The following is a 17,468-nucleotide window of genomic DNA, read 5'->3' as shown; positions in this document are numbered from 1 at the left end:
GAGAGGCCTAGACGACGTCAGAGGGCGGGCCGGCGCTCGCCGAAGCGGGTGGCCTGCTCGAACGCGTGCCCGACCTCGAGCACCCGCCGGTCGGCCCGCGCGGGGCCGACCACCTGCAGACCGACCGGCAGGCCGTCGGGGGTGAAGCCGCCGGGCACCGAGAGCGCCGGGCAGCCGGTGGGGGAGATGAGCGTGCAGGACCGCATCCACGCCAGGTAGTTCTCCTGCGGCACCCCGGCGATCTCGGTCGGGTACTCCCACTCGACGGGGAAGGGGAGCACCTGCGTCGTCGGCGCGAGCAGCACGTCGAAGCGGGTGAAGAACTCGGCCATCCGCTCGTACAGCCGGGTGTGCAGCTTCTCCGCGCGCGCGACGTCGGCACCGCTGAGCGCCTCGCCCTTGGCCACGTTCCAGCGGATCGACTCCTTGACCTGGTCGGGGTGCGCGCGCACGACGTCGCCCAGCTGGCCCTCGAAGATCCAGGCGCGCAGCGTGCCGAACACCTCGTCCGCGTCGTCCAGGTCGGGGCAGTCCTCCTCGACGACGGCGCCGAGCTCGCTGAACACCCCGAGCGAGGCGGCCAGCGTCGCGGTGATCGCCGGGTCCACCGCCACGCGGCCACCCAGGTCGGGGGCCCAGGCGACGCGCAGCCCGTCGAGCCGCTCGGGCAGCGGCGCGGCGAAACCGGCCCCGGGCTCCTCCAGGGCGATCGGCACCCGCGGGTCGGGCCCGGCGGTGGCCGACAGCTGCAGCGCCACGTCGGCGACGGTGCGGCCCATCGGACCCTGCACCGACAGCTGCGCCCAGGCCAGCGGCGCGGGCCACGTCGGCACCCGCCCGGGGGTGGGCCGGAGCCCGACGACGTTGCAGAACGCCGCCGGGTTGCGCAGCGAGCCGCCCATGTCGCTGCCCTCGGCCAGCGGCACGAACCCGGCCGCGAGCGCGGCGGCCGCGCCGCCGCTGGACCCGCCGGCCGAGAGCCCGTGCCGGTAGGGGTTGTGGGTGACGCCGAACACCGGGTTGAAGGTGTGCGAGCCGGCCGCGAACTCGGGCACGTTGGTCTTGCCGATCCGGATCGCCCCGGCACCCACCAGCCGCGAGACCACGAGCTCGTCGGCGTCGGGCACGGCGTCGGCCAGCACCGGTGAGCCGTAGGTGGTGCGCATGCCGCCGGTGGCGTGGGTGTCCTTGTGCGCGACCGGGAGCCCGTGCAAGGGGCCGAGCGGGCGACCGGCGGCCTGTGCGGCGTCGGCGGCGTCGGCGGCGGCCCGGGCCCCCTCGGGGTCGAGGGTGACGACGGCGTTCACCTGCGGGTCCAGCCGCTCGATGCGGCGCAGGTGGGCTTCCAGCAGCTCGCGCGCCGACACCTCCCGGTCGCGGACGAGGGCGGCCAGCTCGGTCGCGGGGCGGGTGCAGAGGTCGTCGTCGGCGGTCACCGGGGCAGCCTGCCAGAAACCCGCCCGCGCGGTCCCGGCGACCGGGGGGAACGATGGGAACGATGACCGAGGAACGCGACCCCGCCGGCGACCCCACCTTCGAGGGCTCCACCTTCGACGCCCTGGGCCTGCGCCCGGAGCTGCTGCAGGCGCTCACCGCCCTCGGCTACGAGGAGCCCACACCCATCCAGCTGCAGGCGATCCCGCCGCTGGCCGAGGGGCGGGACCTGCTCGGCCAGGCCGCCACCGGCACCGGCAAGACCGCGGCGTTCTCGCTGCCCGTGCTGCAGCGGATGCCGGCGCACCGCACCGACCGGTCCCCGGTCGCGCTGGTGCTGGTGCCCACCCGCGAGCTCGCCGTCCAGGTGTCGGAGGCGCTGCACCGCTACGGCCGCGACCTGGGCGCCCGCGTGCTACCCGTCTACGGCGGCGCCCCCATCGTGCGGCAGCTGCGCTCCCTGGAGTCGGGGGTCGACGTCGTCGTCGCCACGCCCGGGCGCGCCCTCGACCTGGTCAACCGCGGCGCGCTGCAGCTCGGCGAGATCGCCACCGTCGTGCTCGACGAGGCCGACGAGATGCTGGACATGGGCTTCGCCGAGGACCTCGAGGCGCTCCTCGACGAGACGCCGGAGGAGCGGCAGACGGTGCTCTTCTCGGCGACCATGCCGCGCCGGCTCGACGCGCTGGCCCGCCGCCACCTCTCCGACCCGGTCCGGATCACCATCGCCCGGGAGCGGGCCGCGCCCGGCACCGCGCCCCGCATCCGGCAGACCGCCTACGTGGTGCCCCGGGGCGCCAAGCCGGCCGCCCTCGGCCGGATCCTCGACGTCGAGGCGCCGACCGCTGCGATCGTCTTCTGCCGCACCCGCGAGGAGGTCGACTCCCTCACCGAGACGCTGAACGGCCGCGGGTACCGGGCCGAGGCGCTGCACGGCGGCATGAGCCAGGAGCAGCGCGACCGGGTGATGGGCCGGCTCCGCGGGGGGACGGCGGAGCTGCTGGTGGCCACCGACGTCGCGGCGCGCGGGCTGGACATCGAGCAGCTCACCCACGTCGTCAACTACGACGTGCCGTCGGCGCCGGAGTCCTACGTGCACCGCATCGGCCGGGTGGGCCGGGCCGGCCGCGAGGGCGTGGCGATCACCCTGGCCGAGCCCCGGGAGCACCGGATGCTCAAGACGATCGAGCGGGTCGCGGGCGCGCCGATCGCCGTGGAGAAGGTGCCCACGGTCGCCGACCTCCGCACCCGCCGGCTGGACCTCACCCGCGCCGCGCTGCGGGAGAGCCTGCTCACCGACGACCTGGACCGCTTCCGCGTCGTCGTCGAGACGCTCACCGACGAGTTCGACCTGGTCGAGGTCGCCCTCGCCGCGGTCAAGCTGGCCCACGAGGCGACCGGGCCGGTGGGCGACGACGAGGAGGAGATCCCGCAGGTCTCCTTCCGGCCGGAGCGGGACGGCGGCCGCCCCGGTGGCGGCCGGGACGGCGGCGGCAGGCGGGACGAGCGCCCGGGCCGGCCGGCGGGGCGCCCCGGCGGCGGGCCGGCCGCGCGGCTGTTCGTCGGGGTGGGCCGGGATGCCGGCATCCGCCCCGGTGACCTGGTCGGGGCCATCACGGGCGAGACCGGGCTCACCGGGCGCGACGTCGGGTCCATCGAGATCCACCAGCGGTTCGCCCTGGTGGAGGTGCCCGAGGCCGCCGCCGACGAGGTCGTGCAGGCGCTGCGGGCCACGATGATCAAGGGCCGCAAGGCCCAGGTGCGGCGCGACCGCGGTCGCTGACCCCGGGCTCAGTCCAGCAGCGGGTCCCTCGGCACGGTCGGGGGCACGCGCTCGGGGCCGGCCTCGGCCGGCCGGGGCCGGTCCTGGGGGTGCAGCCGGACGGCCACCAGCGCGACGTCGTCCTCGGGCCGGCCGTGCACCAGCCGGTCCAGCAGTTCGTCGAGCAGCGCCTGCAGCGGCAGATCGGCGAGCTCCTCCACGGCGGCGCGCAGCCGCTGGATGCCCTCGTCGAGGTCGGAGTCGCGGCGCTCGACGAGGCCGTCGGTGTAGAGCAGGACGGTCGAGCCGCGCCGGAGGGTGGCCACGGACTCGCGCCGCTGCGCGCCCGGGTCGACGCCCAGGAGCAGGTCACCGGTCCACTCCCCGAGCTCGGCCACCTCGCCCTTCTCGGTGAGGACCAGCGGCGGCAGGTGGCCGGCGTTCGCCCAGCGCATGCGGGTGACGCCCTCGGCGGCCTCGTCGGGGGTCTGCTCGAACCGGGCCACCGCGGCGGTGGCCATCGTCGGGATCTGCAGCGTCGTCATCGAGGCGTCGAGCCCGCGCAGCACCTCGCCGGGGCCGGCGTCGCTGTAGGTGGCCACCCCGCGCAGCAGCCCGCGGAGCTGCCCCATGGCGGCCGCGGCCTCGGTGTCGTGCCCCACGACGTCGCCGATGACCAGCATCGTGGAGCCGCCGGGCTGCATGAACGCGTCGTACCAGTCACCACCGACGCGGGCGGCCTCCGCGGCGGGGAGGTAGCGCACCGCGATCTCGGCGTGGTCGGGCTCGGGCGGCTCGGTGAGCAGGCTGCGCTGCAGCCCCTCGGCGAGCTGCTGCTGGGCGTTGTAGAGGCGGCCGTTGTCGAGCGCCAGGCCGGCGCGGTCGGCGACCTCCTGTGCGGTGACCAGGTTCTCCAGGCGGGCCGGGGTCGCCCGGGAGTAGTAGACGGTCAGCAGGCCCAGGATCCGGTTGCGGCCCCGCATCGGCAGGACGACCGCCTCCCGCGGGTCGAGGGAGGAGAGCAGGTCCCGGGCCTCGCCGGGGGGCAGCAGGTCGAGCACCGCCGCGCCGGTGCTGCGTCGCTGCTCGCCGGTCCGCAGCGAGACGGCGACGGGCGAGTCCGCCGGCATGGACTCCAGCCGTACCTGCGTGTAGCGCTCCAGCACCGGGCGCAGCTCCGGGTCGGCGTGCCAGGAGCCGACGTCGCTGGGGCGGCCGTCGTTGTCGACGACCGTCACGATGCAGAAGTCGGCGAGCGCGGGGACGACCAGCCGCGGGAGGTGCTGCATCGCGCGGTGCTGGTCCAGCGGGCCGGCGAGGTCGGCGCTGACGCTGGCCAGCAGCTCCAGGCGCTGCGCCACCCGATCGGCCTCCTCCTGCGCCCGGCGCCGTTCGGTCACCTCCAGGAAGTAGACGGAGAGGCCGTCGGGGCTGGGCCACGCCCGCAGCTCGTACCAGCCGTCCAGCGGCGCGGGGTAGTAGGCGTCGAACGCGACCGGCTCGCCGGTGCGGACCGCCTCCCGGTAGCTGTTCTCGAAGATGCTGTTGACGGCGTCGGGGAACGCCTCCCAGAGGTTGCGCCCCAGCAGCTCGTCGCGGGAGGTCTGCAGGAGCTTCTCGGCCACGGCGTTGACGTAGGTGAAGCACCAGTCGCGGTCGAGGCTGTAGAAGCCGGCGGGCATCGCCTCGAGCACGCGGGTGACGAGGGTGGCCTCCTCGCGCTCCCCCGTGACGTCGTACGCGGTGCCCAGGATGCGGGTCGTCCGGCCGTGCGCGTCGACCAGCGACCGGCCGCGCGCGTGGATCCAGCGGGTCTCGCCGCCCGGCCGCACGATCCGGTACGTGGCGTCGTACTCCCCGCCGGTGTCGACGGCCAGCTGCAGCGCCTCGCCGACCCAGTCGGCGTCCTCGGGGTGGAGCCGCGCGTTGAACGCGTCGATCGTCCGCGCGAAGTCCTCGCTGCCATAGCCGAACATCGCGATGAGCTGCTCGTCCCACGTCAGCTCACCGGTCTCCTGGTCCCAGTCCCACGTACCGACGCCACCGGCCTCGGCGGCCAGCTCCCAGCGGACGCGGTCGTCCTCGTAGCGGCGCAGCAGCGCCGACAGCTCCAGCTCGGTCATCACCGAGCCGGCGAGCTGCCGCAGGGTCGCGATCTCCGAGCTCCCCCACGGCCGCGGCTCGGGGTCGAAGACGCAGAGCGCGCCGACGGCCGCGCCGGAGGCGTCCGTGAGCGCGGTGCCCAGGTACGAGCCGATGGCGCCGGTCCGGACGGGCGTCAGGTCCCGCACGCGGTCGTCGGCGCGGGCGTCGGTGACGACGAGGGCCTCCCCCGGGGGGAGCGCGGCCGTCACCGTGCAGAGGGATTCCTCGAGCGGCCCGGTGGTGCCGACGGCCGCGGGGTCGCTCCCGGCTGCGACGTGCTGCACGTCGACGAGCAGCGACACCTGGCTCCCGCTGGTGCCCAGCAGGCGGGCGGCGAGTTGGGCCAGCCTGTCCAGCCCCGCGCGGTCCCCGCGCGGGAGGATGCGCCGGGCGGCCGCCACGCGCGTGGGGTCGAGGCGCAACTCGGCCGCCGAACGGTCGCCGAGGGTCGGTCCCGCGTGGACCGTACGGTCCGATCCGTCCACCGAAGCCCTTCTGCCCCGGCGGTCGCCGGATACGAGACGCCTGTGTGCCGCGTTGTTCGGGCACGCCGGGTCCCCGCAGTTATGCCACGGGGGGCGGGTTGCGCGCAACCAACCGTTCGGACACAACCCGAGAGATCGCCCTCAGTGCGCCGGGACGACCAGCGTCAGCGCCGTTCCGCCGTCATGTTCCACGTGCAACCCCGCCCGCCTCAGCAGGCTCCTGAGCCTCACGACGTCACCCGGTTCCGCCGTGGTGGTGGCGAGCAGTCGGGCGAGCCGTCCTTTGTGCGCCTTGTTGAAGTGGCTGACGACGGAGCGCGCGCCGTCGGGTCGCTCGCTCAGCACGCTGACGCCGACCGCGCCGGGCACCGGGGCCAGCGCGGCGTAGGAGCCGCTGCGCAGGTCGACGACGAGCCCCTCGGTGCGCTCGAGCACGGGGCCGAGCACCGGCTTCCACAGCGCGCGGAGGGTCGGCAGCCCGGGCAGCGCGGACCCGGCCGACAGCCGGTAGGCCGGGATGCGGTCGCCCCCGCCGACCAGCCCGAACAGCGCCGAGCCGACGGCGAGCCGCCGCTCCGCGCGGGCCCGCTGCGCACGGGTGAGCGAGCCGACGTCGAGGGCGTCGTAGAGGACGCCGGTGTAGCGGTGCAGGGCGGGGAGCGTGCCGGCGGTGAGCAGCGCCGCGTTGCGGGCGATCTCGTCGTCCTGCTTCGGGGAGAGGCCCAGCGCGGCGCGGGACGCCGGGACGTCGTCGGCGAGCGCGACCAGCGCCCCCGCGAGCCGGCTGCGCACCGGGGTCAGCTCCGGCGCGGTGAGCGCGCCGAGGTCGAGGGGTGGGCCGTCGCCCCCGGGGGCCTTGGTCTCCGACGGGGGCAGCAGCACGAGCACGGGGAGCCAGCATAGGGAGGCCCGGCCCCCGGGCCGGGAGGACCGGGACGGGGCTCAGTCTCAGGTGAGGTCGACGACGACCGGGGCGTGGTCGCTGGCGCCCTTGCCCTTGCGCTCCTCGCGGTCGATGAAGGCCCCGCCGACCCGTGCTGACAGCGCGGGAGAGCCGAGCACGAAGTCGATGCGCATGCCCTCGCGGCGCGGGAAGCGCAGCTGGGTGTAGTCCCAGTAGGTGTAGACGCCGGGCCCGGGGGCGTGCGGCCGCACCACGTCGGCGTACCCGGCGTCGACCACCGCCCGGAACGCCGCCCGCTCCGGCTCGGAGACGTGCGTCGAGGTGCTGAAGACCGACATGTCCCACACGTCGTCGTCCTGCGGGGCGATGTTCCAGTCGCCGACGAGGGCGACCTGCGCGGCCGGGTCGTCGGCGAGCCAGCCGGCCGCGGTGTCCCGCAGCGCGGCCAGCCACTCGAGCTTGTAGGTGTAGTGCGGGTCGGCCAGCGTGCGCCCGTTGGGCACGTAGAGGCTCCACACCCGGACGCCGGCGCACGTGGCGGCGAGGGCGCGGGCCTCGCAGGTGGTGTCCTCGCCCCAGCAGGGCTGGCCGGGGAACCCGACGGTCACCTCCTCCAGCCCCACGCGGGACAGGATCGAGACCCCGTTCCACTGCGAGTAGCCCACGTGCGCGACCTCGTAGCCCAGGGCGGTGAACCGGTCCTGCGGGAACTGGTCGTCCCGGCACTTGGTCTCCTGCATGGCCAGGACGTCGACGTCGTGCCGCTCCAGGAAGGCGGCGACGCGGTCGACGCGGGTGCGGATCGAGTTGACGTTCCAGGTGGCCAGGCGCACGCCCGGGAGCTTACGGAGGGCCACCGACACCGACTCCCCGCCGTCCGGACGCCGGTGTCCACGATCGGGCGGTCCTGCCCGGGCCGCTCCCCGTCGACGCCCCCACCAGGCCCGACGGTGGGAGCATGGCCCGGTGAGCTGGTGCGCCGCGGGGGCCGCGGGATGACGGACGGGACGACACCCCTCTCCTCGCAGCCGGGCGAGCGCCCCCCGCGACCGGCCCGGCGGCGCGGCTTCGGCGCGGCCCTGGGCTGGACCGCCCTCGGCGCGCTGGTGCCCGGGACCGGGCTGCTCGCCGCCGGGCGGCGTCGGCTCGGGGCGGCCGTGCTGACCGTCTTCCTCCTGCTCGCCGGGGCCGCCGCGTGGCTCGCCACCGGCGGGCAGCGGTTCGCCGCCCGGACGTTCGTCGACACGGACGCGCTGCTCTGGGCGACCGTCGGCGTGGGCGTCCTGGCGCTGCTGTGGATCGCCGTCGTCGTCGCCGGCTACCGGATGCTGGTGCCCCCGGGCACCTCCCGCGGCCGGCACGTCGTCGGAGGTCTGGTCGTGGCGGTGCTCGTGGCGGCGATCGCCGCCCCCGCCGTCCTCGTCGGCCGGCTGGCCACGACGTCGCGCGACCTCATCGCCGGGGTCTTCGACGACGAGCGGCAGTCGGCGACCGTCGACGAGGAGGAGTCCGCCGAGCTCTTCGGCGGCCGGGACCGGGTGAACGTGCTGCTGCTGGGTGGCGACGGCGGCGAGGGCCGCGAGGGCGTGCGCACGGACACCGTCATCGTGGCCAGCACCGACGTCGAGACCGGCGAGACGGTGCTGATCAGCCTGCCCCGCAACCTGCAGGACCTGCCCTTCCCCGAGGACAGCCCGCTCGGCGAGCTCTACCCCGACGGCTTCGACGCCGGCAGCGAGAGCGAGAGCCTGCTCAACGCCGTCTACCGCAACGGCCCGGCCTGGTACCCCGACGCCCTGGGCCCGACCGACGACCCGGGTGCCGACTTCCTGAAGCTCGGCGTCGGGGAGGCCCTGGGGCTGCGCATCGACTACTTCGTGCTGGTCAACCTCGAGGGGTTCAGCCGGCTGGTCGACGCGCTCGGTGGCATCACCGTGAACGTCAACTACTACGTGCCGATCAACGGCGACCCGGGCACCGGCGAGCTGCCCGACGACTACATCGCGCCGGGGCCGGACCGCGAGATGGACGGCGACACCGCCCTGCAGTTCGCGCGGGGCCGGTTCGGGCTCACCGACTACGACCGGATGGAGCGGCAGCGCTGCACGATCTCCGCGATCGTCGAGGCCGCCGACCCGGTGACGCTGCTGCAGCGCTACCAGCAGCTGGCCGCGACGACCGAGGACATCGTCAGCACCGACATCCCGCGGTCGCGGCTGGACGACTTCGTCGACCTGGCGTTCCGCGTGAAGGACGCCGAGATCCGCAGCGTCGTCCTCGACCCGTCGGTGATCGACCCGGCCTACCCCGACTACGACGCCATCCGCGCGCTGGTCGAGGAGGCGATCGACCCGCGCGTGCCCGTGCCCGCGGCCGGATCGCAGCCGCCGGGCGACGAGACGCAGGCACCGCAGGCCCCCGAGCCGGTGGACGGCCCGGCCACCGACGTCGCCGACGCCTGCGCCTACGACCCGCAGCGTGCGGCCGAGGCGCGCGCCGCCGGCGAGCCGCCGAGCAAGGCCGGCTGAGGCCCGCGTCGAGGGAGGTCCGGGGCGGGGCGGAGAATGACGGTGTGCCCGCCGCCGTCGTCCGCCCCGTCTCCACCGTCGACGACACGCTGCGCGGCGAGCTGCTGCGCTGCTGGGTCGACGTGAGCAACGCCGGGGGCGCGGTCGGCTTCGTGCCGCCGGTCACCGAGGACGACGTCGTGCCGTTGCTGGACAAGCTGCTGGAGGGCATCCACTCCGGCCGCGACGTGCTGGCGCTGCTCGAGGTGGACGGCCGGACGGCGGGGTTCGCCAGCGTCGTCGGCTCGCTGAGCCCGCTGCGCCGCCACTGGGGCACCGTGCTCCGGGTGCAGGTGCACCCGTCGCGGCAGGGGCAGGGCCTGGGCCGGGTGCTGATGGAGGGCGTGCACCGGATCGCCCGCGAGCGGGGGTGGGAGTTCGTGCACCTGACCGCCCGCGGGGGCACCGGTGTGGACGACTTCTACAAGGGCCTGGGCTACACCGAGGTGGGCCGCCTGCCCGGCGCGATCCGCGTGGCCCCCGGCGACGACCGCGACGAGATCGTGATGGCCTGCCGCCTCTGAGCCCCCGCAGGCCCCCGTCAGACCTGGACCGGGACCTCGCCCCTGGCCGCCATGCGGGCGCGCATCCGCTCGCGGCTCTCCACGAACCGGGTGGCCTCGGCGTCCAGGCCGGTCAGGAAGCCGGCGAGCTCCTCGCGGGCCCGCTCGCCCTCGGGGCCGAGGTCGCTGCGCTCGAAGACCTTCCAGGTGCGCAGGATCGGGCTGACCACCTCGTCGTGGTGCAGCCGCAGGTCGTAGATGCCGGCCTTCGCGATGATCGTGGAGTTCCTGCGGAAGTTGGCCATGGTCGCGCCGGGCATCTCGAAGGTCATGACCTCCTTGGCGACGGCCTTCATCATCTCGTCCGGGTCGATGTCGAACGCCGCCGTCACCAGGTTCCGGTAGAAGATCATGTGCAGGTTCTCGTCCGTGGCGATGCGGGCCAGCAGCTTGTCCGCGATCGGGTCGCCGGTGGCCTTGCCGGTGTTGCGGTGCGAGACCCGCGTGGCCAGCTCCTGGAACGAGACGTACGCGACGGCCTCGAGCGGGGACTTGTCGCCGGAGTCGTAGCCGGTGGTCATGTAGTCCATCCGGGCGCGCTCGAGCTCGACCGGGTCGACCCCGCGGGTGACGACGAGGTAGTCCCGCAGCGCGACGCCGTGCCGCCCCTCCTCGGCCGTCCAGCGGCCGACCCACTGCCCCCAGGCGCCGTCCCGGCCGAAGCGGGTGGCGATCTCGCGGTGGTAGCTGGGCAGGTTGTCCTCGGTCAGCAGGTTCACGAACATGGCCGCCTTGGCGGTCGCGTCGAGCCGGGACTGCTCCGGGGACCAGTCCTCCCCGCCGAGGAAGGCGAAGTTCCGCCCCTCGTCCCACGGGACGTAGTCGTGCGGATGCCACTCCTTGGCCATCCTGATGTGCCGGTCGAGGTTCTCGGCGACCACGGGCTCGAGCTCGGTGAGCACGGCTGCCTGCGGGGACGTCTGCGGCATGGGGACCTCCGGGTCGGCTCGACCTGCGTCGTCGCAACCTACGCCGACGCGGCCGGGGTCGGGTCCCCACCAGGGTTCCCCGTCCGGGGTGCCGCTACCCCTTTGGCAGGCTGGAGGCATGTCAGCGCCCGAGCCCGGCCGTCCTCCGTCGCCCACGTCCCGCCGCCGGGAGCGCCTCGTCGGCCTGCTCGTGCTGGGGGTCGCGGTCGTGCTGCTGGTCTCGACGCCCACCTGGTTCGCCAGCGACCAGACCGGTGTGGCGATCGCGCAGCTCGCGGTGGCCGTGGTGCTGGCGGCCGTGGGCGCGTACCTCGTCCGGCGCGCCACCCGGGGCTGAGCGCGGGCCCGCCGTTGCGGGTCCGGGTGATCCACACCACACTCCGAGCCCAGGGAACGGCGAAGGAGGACCCGTGAAGCTGGACAAGACGGAGCTGGTGCGCGTGCTGCGCACCGAGGGGGACAACGACACGGCGGAGAAGGTGGAGCAGCGGTTCTCCGACCAGATCGACACCGACCGCGACGGCGACGCGCTCGCCGAGGTGGGGCTGGACCGCACGCAGCTGATGGCGAAGCTCGCCGGCGGCGGCTTCGGGACGACGCTGACGCCCTGAGCCCAAAGAGGTGTCGCGGCGGCCCCGGTGCAGGGGCCGCCGCGACCGTGCGAGCGGTCGGGGCAGCGGTCCTTCCTCAGCCCGAGTAGGGGCGCTCCCGCGCCAGCTCCTCCTTGGCCACGCCGCGGATGTGCACCGCGTCGGGGCCGTCGACGATGCGCAGGGTGCGGGCGCTGGCGTAGAAGCGGGCCAGCACCGTGTCGTTGCTGACGCCGGCGCCGCCGTGCACCTGGATGGCGCGGTCGATGACGTCGAGCGCGACCTTCGGGGCGGCGACCTTGATGGCCGAGATCTCGGTGCGGGCGCCCTTGGCCCCGTACTTGTCGATGAGGTCCGCCGTCTTCAGCACGTAGAGGCGCGCCTGGTCGATCTCGATCCGGGACAGCGCGATCGCCTCCCGCACCGTGCCCTGCTCGGCCAGCGGGCGGCCGAAGGCGACGCGGTTCTTGCTGCGCTCGACCATCAGCGCGAGCGCGCGCTCGGCCATGCCGATGGCGCGCATGCAGTGGTGGATGCGGCCGGGGCCGAGCCGCGCCTGGGCGATCATGAAGCCGTCACCCTCGCCGGAGAGGATGTTGCTGACCGGGACCCGGACGTCGGTGAACCGCAGCTCGGAGTGGCCGTGCTGGTCCTGGTACCCGAACACGGGCAGGTGCCGGATGATCTCCAGCCCCGGGGTGTCGCGGGGGACGAGCACCATCGACTGCTGGCGGTGCGGCGGGCCGTCGGGGTCGGTCTTGCCCATGACGATGAAGATCTGGCAGCGCGGGTCGGCGGCCCCGGAGGTCCACCACTTGCGGCCGTTGATGACGTACTCGTCGCCGTCCCGCACGATCGAGGTCTGGATGTTGCGGGCGTCCGACGACGCGACGTCGGGCTCGGTCATCGCGAAGCCGGAGCGGATCTCGCCCTCCAGCAGCGGGTTCAGCCAGCGCTCCTTGTGCTCCGGCGTGCCGAAGAGCATGAGCGTCTCCATGTTGCCGGTGTCCGGCGCGCCCACGTTCATCGACTCGGGGGCGATGACGGGCGACCAGCCGGTGATCTCGGCGACCGAGGCGTACTCGAGGTTGGAGAGCCCCCCGACCTCGTGGTGGAACAGGTTCCACAGGCCCCGCTTGCGCGCCTCGGCCTTGAGCTCCTCGAGGATCGGCGGGTGCTCGTGGTTGTCGTGGCCGCGCTCGGCGCGCCAGGCGTCGTAGACCGGCTCGGCGGGGAACACGTGCTCCCGCATGAAGTCCCACGCGCGTGCGCAGACGTCCTCGGCCTTGGCGGAGAGAGCGAAGTCCATGCCCCGCAAGGTAGCGGCGGGCGTGACCGGCGTCGCGCCAGGGGTCCGCGGAGCCCCCGGGACGGCACGAGCCGGGCCCCGCGTGTGCGGAGCCCGGCTCGGGACGGGGATGTCGCTCAGGTGCGGGTGCGCCCCTCGACGGCGTTGCGCACCGGACCCAGGGCGATCACCAGGCCGGCGAGAGCACTGACCAGGTGCAGCCAGTTGTCGGCCCAGTTGAGGCTCAGGAAGTCCCACTCCTGGTCCACGGCGAACAGGCCGTAGACGAACGTGGCGCCGTACCCGATCGCCAGCAGCCACCCGTAGGTGCGGGCGCCGCTCAGCGTCCGGAACAGCGCCAGGCCCGCCGCGCCGATCAGGATGTGGACGATGTTGTGGAACGGGTTGACCTCGAAGCCGAGGATGGTCTCGCCGGTGTCGTGCGCGAAGAAGTCGTCGAAGCCGGTGACGAAGAATCCGACGATCCCCACCAGCAGGTAGATCGCGCCGATGGCCGCGGCGAGCATCTGCGGCCAGGTCAGGCCTCGTCGATCCGCGCCGGTGTTTCCGCGGGTTGCAGACATCATGTCCTCCCTCTAGGTCGTCCGACCTGCCAGGTTCTTGACAGGTGACTGCCAGGAGCCGTTACCCGTGCTCGGGCCCGGATAACGGCCGCCACCCCGGCGAGGGAACGGTGTGGCCGAACCGATACACGGCCCGGCCGTCCGGCTCAGCCGCGCCCGGGGCGCGGCGTCGCCTTGGACCGGCGGACGACGAAGGGCCCGATCGCGAGCAGGTCCACCGGCGCCGAGCCGAAGCACTCCAGGGCGTCGCGCGGGTCGTCGACCATCGGGCGGCCGGCGGTGTTCAGGCTGGTGTTGACGACCACGGGCAGGCCGGTGCGCCGCTCGAACGCCGAGATCATGCGGTGCACCAGCGGCTCGGTCGCCGGATCGATGGTCTGGATCCGCGCCGTGCCGTCGACGTGGGTGACCGTGGGGATGCGGTCGCGCCACTCCCCGGCGACGTCGTGCACGAAGAGCATGTAGGGCGAGGGGATCGGCCCGCGGCTGAAGATCTCCGGAGCCCGCTCCAGGAGCACCATCGGCGCGACCGGGCGGAACTGCTCGCGGCCCTTGACGTCGTTCATCCGCTCGAGGTTGGCCTCGAAGCCGGGGTGGGCGAGCAGCGACCGGTGGCCCAGCGCGCGGGGGCCGTACTCGCTGCGCCCCTGGAACCAGGCGACGATGCCGTTGTCGGCGAGCACCTCGGCGACGGCCTCGGCCACGTCGTCGGGGCGCTCGTAGTCGATCGCCGCCGTCTGCAGGACCTGCTCGATCTCGTCGTCGCTCCAGCCGCGGCCGAGCGCTGCGCCGGCCATCGGCTCGGTGCGCTCGCCGAGCTCGGCGGCGACGTGGAGGGCGGCGCCCAGCGCGGTGCCGGCGTCACCGGCGGCGGGCTGCACCCACACCTGCTCGAACGGGCTCTCCGCGAGGATGCGGGTGTTGGCGACGCAGTTCAGCGCGGTGCCGCCGGCCATGGTGAGCGTCTTCTCGCCGGTCTGCTCGTGCACCCAGCGGGCGAGGTCGACCAGCACCTCCTCGAGGCGGGTCTGCACGCTCGCGGCGAGGTCGGCGTGGGCCTCGGTCCACTGCTCGTCCTTTGCCAGGCGCGGCGCGAACTCGGCGAAGTCGATCTTCTCGGTGCGGAAGCCGCCGTCGTCGGTGGCGCGGATGAGCTCCGACAGCTCCCCGAGGAAGCGCGGCTTGCCGTAGGAGGCCATCGCCATGACCTTGAACTCGTCGGAGCTGCGCAGGAAGCCCAGGTGGTCGGTGAGCTCCTCGTACATCAGGCCCAGGGAGTGGGGGAGCGCCTGCCCGGCGAGCACCTCCAGCTGCCCGTCGACGTATCGGCCGGCGAGGTGGCTGTGCGCCTCGCCGCGGCCGTCGAGCACGAGGACGGCGTTGTCGCGCTGTGGCGCCGCCTTGCCCGCCGAGGCGGCGTGGGCGACGTGGTGCTTGACGAAGCGGACCTTCGCCGGGTCCAGGCCGGGGAGCGCGTGCGCCAGGAAGTCGGGCGCCATCTCGGCGTACTTCTTGCGCATGGTGTCGCCGTCGTCGAACAGGCCGGTCTCCTCCGGCGTCGTCATGAGGCCGGGGTCGAAGGAGTAGGCGACCGCGTCGAGCTCCTCTGGCCGGATGCCGGCCGTCTTCAGGCACCACGCGGCGGAGAGCTCCGGCAGCTCCCAGGCGCTCCACGGCAGCGGGCGCTTGCCGTGCTTGCGGCGGCTGAACCGCTCCTCCTCCGCGGCCGCCACGATGCGGCCGTCGACGACGAGCGCCGCCGCGGGGTCGTGGTAGATCGCGTTGATGCCGAGGACCTTCACGCGTGCACTCCTTCTCCCGGGTCCGTGCCCTGTCTGCTCCAGGCGCGTCGACCCGCTCTCCTGCGGATGATCATGGGTGGGATCGGCCGGTCCCGCAGGTCGAAGCGGGTGGCCGGTCAGCCGCGCGGGCGCAGCAGGTCGTGGTCCAGGACGGCGGCGAGGCCGAGGGTCTTGTAACCGACCTCGTCGAACAGCACGGTGAGGCGGTCGTCCTCGACCCGCATCACGACGCCGGGCCCCCACTCGGTGTGCTCGACCGGCGTCTCCACGGGGAAGGGGGTGTCCGCGGGCTCGGTGGCGACGTGCTCGCGGGCGGTGCCGGCCGAGCAGTTGTCGCAGTTGCCGCAGGGCTCGTCGAGCTGCTCGCCGAAGTAGCCGAGCAGGAACTGGCGACGGCACTCGGTGGTCTCGGCGTAGCCGCGCATCATCTCCACGCGGGACTGGTCGACCTTCTCGTGGTGCTCGGCGAGCTCCCGGGCCTGCTCGGCGGCCTCGCCGGGCGGCGGGGCGCCGTCGGCGGGGTGCGCGGCGCCGTCCTCGTCCAGGACGACGGCGGAGACCTGCTCGAGGAGGTTGAGGTCGCGCACCAGGGGGGTGGCGGCCCGGCCGGTCTCCTCGCGCAGCGCCTTGACGTCGACGCCGTCGTCGATGCCCGCCGCGGCGGCGGCCTGGACCAGGCCGGCGACCTGCTGCAGCTCCTCCTCGGCCGGGGCGCCCGCGGCGAAGAACCGGCGCAGCCCCAGGTCCTCCTGCCGGTAGACCAGGACGGCGAGGGCCGGCTCGCCGTCGCGGCCGGCCCGGCCGATCTCCTGGTAGTAGCTGTCCACCGAGTCGGCGGGCTCGGCGTGGACGACGAAGCGGGTACCGGGCTTGTCGATGCCCATGCCGAAGGCGGTGGTGGCGACGACGACGTCCAGCTCGTCGTCCATCCAGGCCCGCTGGGTCTCCTCGCGGTCGGACTTCTTCAGCCCCGCGTGGTAGGCGTGCGTGCGCAGTCCCCGCTCGGCGAGCGTGGCGGCGATCTCCTCGGTGCCCTTGCGGGTGGCGCTGTAGACGATGCCGGGGCCGCGCCCGTCGCCGACCTCGGCGAGCACCCGGTCGAGGACGGCGTCCTGCTTGCCCCGCGCGTCGGCGTGGTGGTCGACCTCCAGGCGGATCTCCGGCCGGTCGAAGCCGGCGACGACCACCGCGGGGTCGCGCATGCCGAGCTGCTCCACGATCTCCGCCCGCACCGGGGGAGCCGCGGTGGCCGTGAGCGCGAGCACCGTCGGGTGGCCGAGCTGCTCGATGACGCTGCCCAGGCGCAGGTAGTCGGGGCGGAAGTCGTGGCCCCACGCCGAGACGCAGTGCGCCTCGTCGACGACGAACAGAGCGGGCCCCGCCTTGGCGATCACGTCGACCACCTCCTGCTTGGCCAGCTGTTCGGGGGCCAGGAAGAGGAAGCGGACCGTTCCGTCACCGAGGCCGTCGAGGGCCTCCTGCTGGTCGCCGGCCGAGAGGGTGGAGTTGAGCTGCGCGGCGCGGCCGGCGCGGTCCTCCAGCTCGGTGAGCCGCTCCACCTGGTCCCGCTGCAGGGCGATCAGCGGCGAGACGACCAGCACCGGGCCGTCGAGGAGCTGGCCGGCGACCTGGTAGACCGCCGTCTTCCCGGCGCCGGAGGGCAGCACCGCGAGGGTGTCGCGCCCGCCGACGACGGCCTGCATGGCGCGCTCCTGCCCGGGACGGAAGTCGTCGTAGCCGAGCACCTCGCGGGCGAACTCGCGGATGCGGCGGGTGCGGACGGAGGCGCTGGCGCCGGCGGGGTTGTCCCGCTCGGGGGAGGGAGGCACCGGCTGCCTCTCCCCTGCGGCGGTCCGCGGCAAACGGTGCGCTGGCCCACGTCGCGTTCCCGCGGGAACGGTGCAGCGGACCGGCTCGAAGAACTGCTCGCGCTCGACCGGCCGGCCTCCGGAGGCCGCCGTCTCGTCGACCCGCCGCCACTGTCGGCAGAATCGCTCGGTCTGGGAGGCGGTGGCCGTGAGGGCGAACTCGAGCAGCGCCGCCTCGGAGTCGGGCTCCGCGACGCGGGTCGGCGCCCGCACCTTGGAGTAGGAGAGGCGGCCCGCCGTGACCGCCGCCTCGATCCGCGGCAGGCCGGGCAGGGCGCGGGCGACCCGGACGTGCTCCCGTGCCGCGCCGGGGCCCATGCCGCACTGCCAGGCCAGCCAGTGTGCGCAGGAGCGGATGCCGACGCCGTGCCAGCCGCCCCGCTCGTCGAACTCCGCCACCAGCCGGAGCCAGGTGGCCGTCGCCGCCGCCAGCCGCACCGCCCCGCTGGTGATCGCCAGGGCGAGCTCGTCCAGCGGTATCTCGTGACCGGGGCCGTCAACCTCCGTCTTCGAACGCATGTCCGAGAAATAGTCCCGTGGCCCCGGC

General features: G+C 74.4%; 14 protein-coding genes. 5 read left to right on the top strand and 9 right to left on the bottom strand.

Annotated elements, in window-relative coordinates; genetic code table 11:
* Positions 1-17 precede the first annotated feature (17 nt).
* Positions 18-1,436, bottom strand: a complete 1,419-nt coding sequence (locus ACI794_RS13625; RefSeq protein ID WP_456616629.1) for an amidase — start codon at positions 1,434-1,436, stop codon at positions 18-20.
* Positions 1,437-1,498: 62 nt separating this feature from the next.
* Here ACI794_RS13625 and ACI794_RS13620 point away from each other — a divergent pair, with 62 nt between their 5' ends.
* Positions 1,499-3,217, top strand: a complete 1,719-nt coding sequence (locus tag ACI794_RS13620; RefSeq protein WP_456602215.1) for a DEAD/DEAH box helicase — start codon at positions 1,499-1,501, stop codon at positions 3,215-3,217.
* Between the two features lie 8 nt (positions 3,218-3,225).
* Here ACI794_RS13620 and ACI794_RS13615 read toward each other — a convergent pair whose 3' ends face one another.
* The 3 genes from ACI794_RS13615 to ACI794_RS13605 form a co-directional block, all read right to left on the bottom strand.
* Positions 3,226-5,742: a SpoIIE family protein phosphatase gene (locus tag ACI794_RS13615; protein ID WP_456602216.1), complete on the bottom strand. Its 2,517-nt coding sequence runs from the start codon at positions 5,740-5,742 to the stop codon at positions 3,226-3,228.
* 225 nt (positions 5,743-5,967) lie between these two features.
* Positions 5,968-6,714, bottom strand: coding sequence for a peroxide stress protein YaaA (yaaA, locus tag ACI794_RS13610; protein WP_456616628.1), 747 nt, complete (start codon positions 6,712-6,714; stop codon positions 5,968-5,970).
* A 60-nt stretch (positions 6,715-6,774) separates the two neighbouring features.
* On the bottom strand, positions 6,775-7,563 hold the full coding sequence (locus tag ACI794_RS13605; protein WP_456616627.1) for an exodeoxyribonuclease III: 789 nt from the start codon (positions 7,561-7,563) through the stop codon (positions 6,775-6,777).
* Between the two features lie 162 nt (positions 7,564-7,725).
* On the opposite strand from ACI794_RS13605, the gene ACI794_RS13600 reads away from it, so the two are divergent.
* Positions 7,726-9,258, top strand: coding sequence for an LCP family protein (locus tag ACI794_RS13600; protein WP_456616626.1), 1,533 nt, complete (start codon positions 7,726-7,728; stop codon positions 9,256-9,258).
* Positions 9,259-9,302: 44 nt separating this feature from the next.
* Complete coding sequence (locus ACI794_RS13595) at positions 9,303-9,821, top strand: N-acetyltransferase family protein (RefSeq protein ID WP_456580274.1); 519 nt, start codon at positions 9,303-9,305, stop codon at positions 9,819-9,821.
* Between the two features lie 17 nt (positions 9,822-9,838).
* Here the strand turns inward: ACI794_RS13595 and ACI794_RS13590 are convergent, their stop codons facing one another.
* The gene (locus tag ACI794_RS13590) at positions 9,839-10,789 is read right to left on the bottom strand and encodes an acyl-ACP desaturase (protein ID WP_456602220.1); all 951 of its coding nucleotides are present in this window, start codon (positions 10,787-10,789) and stop codon (positions 9,839-9,841) included.
* A 118-nt stretch (positions 10,790-10,907) separates the two neighbouring features.
* On the opposite strand from ACI794_RS13590, the gene ACI794_RS13585 reads away from it, so the two are divergent.
* Together ACI794_RS13585 and ACI794_RS13580 are read left to right on the top strand one after the other, a co-directional pair.
* Positions 10,908-11,126, top strand: coding sequence for a hypothetical protein (locus ACI794_RS13585; protein WP_456580276.1), 219 nt, complete (start codon positions 10,908-10,910; stop codon positions 11,124-11,126).
* A gap of 73 nt (positions 11,127-11,199) precedes the next feature.
* A complete protein-coding gene (locus tag ACI794_RS13580) occupies positions 11,200-11,400 on the top strand; it encodes a hypothetical protein (RefSeq protein ID WP_456580277.1) in 201 nt (66 codons plus the stop codon).
* 76 nt (positions 11,401-11,476) lie between these two features.
* Here the strand turns inward: ACI794_RS13580 and ACI794_RS13575 are convergent, their stop codons facing one another.
* From ACI794_RS13575 to ACI794_RS13560, 4 genes are all read right to left on the bottom strand, one after another.
* Entirely contained in the window at positions 11,477-12,688 is a 1,212-nt protein-coding gene (locus tag ACI794_RS13575) for an acyl-CoA dehydrogenase family protein (protein ID WP_456602221.1), read from the bottom strand.
* 116 nt (positions 12,689-12,804) lie between these two features.
* Positions 12,805-13,251, bottom strand: coding sequence for a DUF4383 domain-containing protein (locus ACI794_RS13570; RefSeq protein WP_456602222.1), 447 nt, complete (start codon positions 13,249-13,251; stop codon positions 12,805-12,807).
* Between the two features lie 146 nt (positions 13,252-13,397).
* Complete coding sequence (locus ACI794_RS13565) at positions 13,398-15,053, bottom strand: carbamoyltransferase family protein (RefSeq protein ID WP_456602223.1); 1,656 nt, start codon at positions 15,051-15,053, stop codon at positions 13,398-13,400.
* Positions 15,054-15,169: 116 nt separating this feature from the next.
* Entirely contained in the window at positions 15,170-17,440 is a 2,271-nt protein-coding gene (locus tag ACI794_RS13560) for a RecQ family ATP-dependent DNA helicase (protein ID WP_456616625.1), read from the bottom strand.
* Positions 17,441-17,468 lie beyond the last annotated feature (28 nt).

Source organism: Blastococcus sp. SYSU DS0541 (assembly GCF_054050875.1).
The sequence above is the reverse complement of the archived record's forward strand: the minus strand, read 5'-3'. Positions and strand labels throughout refer to the sequence as shown.

Coding starts and splice junctions, on each gene's coding strand:
- ACI794_RS13570 (WP_456602222.1), bottom strand. CDS start 13,251: ATGTCTGCAACCCGCGGAAACACCGGCGCGGATCGACGAGGCCTGACC.
- ACI794_RS13600 (WP_456616626.1), top strand. CDS start 7,726: ATGACGGACGGGACGACACCCCTCTCCTCGCAGCCGGGCGAGCGCCCC.
- ACI794_RS13620 (WP_456602215.1), top strand. CDS start 1,499: ATGACCGAGGAACGCGACCCCGCCGGCGACCCCACCTTCGAGGGCTCC.
- ACI794_RS13590 (WP_456602220.1), bottom strand. CDS start 10,789: ATGCCGCAGACGTCCCCGCAGGCAGCCGTGCTCACCGAGCTCGAGCCC.
- ACI794_RS13575 (WP_456602221.1), bottom strand. CDS start 12,688: ATGGACTTCGCTCTCTCCGCCAAGGCCGAGGACGTCTGCGCACGCGCG.
- ACI794_RS13585 (WP_456580276.1), top strand. CDS start 10,908: ATGTCAGCGCCCGAGCCCGGCCGTCCTCCGTCGCCCACGTCCCGCCGC.
- ACI794_RS13560 (WP_456616625.1), bottom strand. CDS start 17,440: ATGCGTTCGAAGACGGAGGTTGACGGCCCCGGTCACGAGATACCGCTG.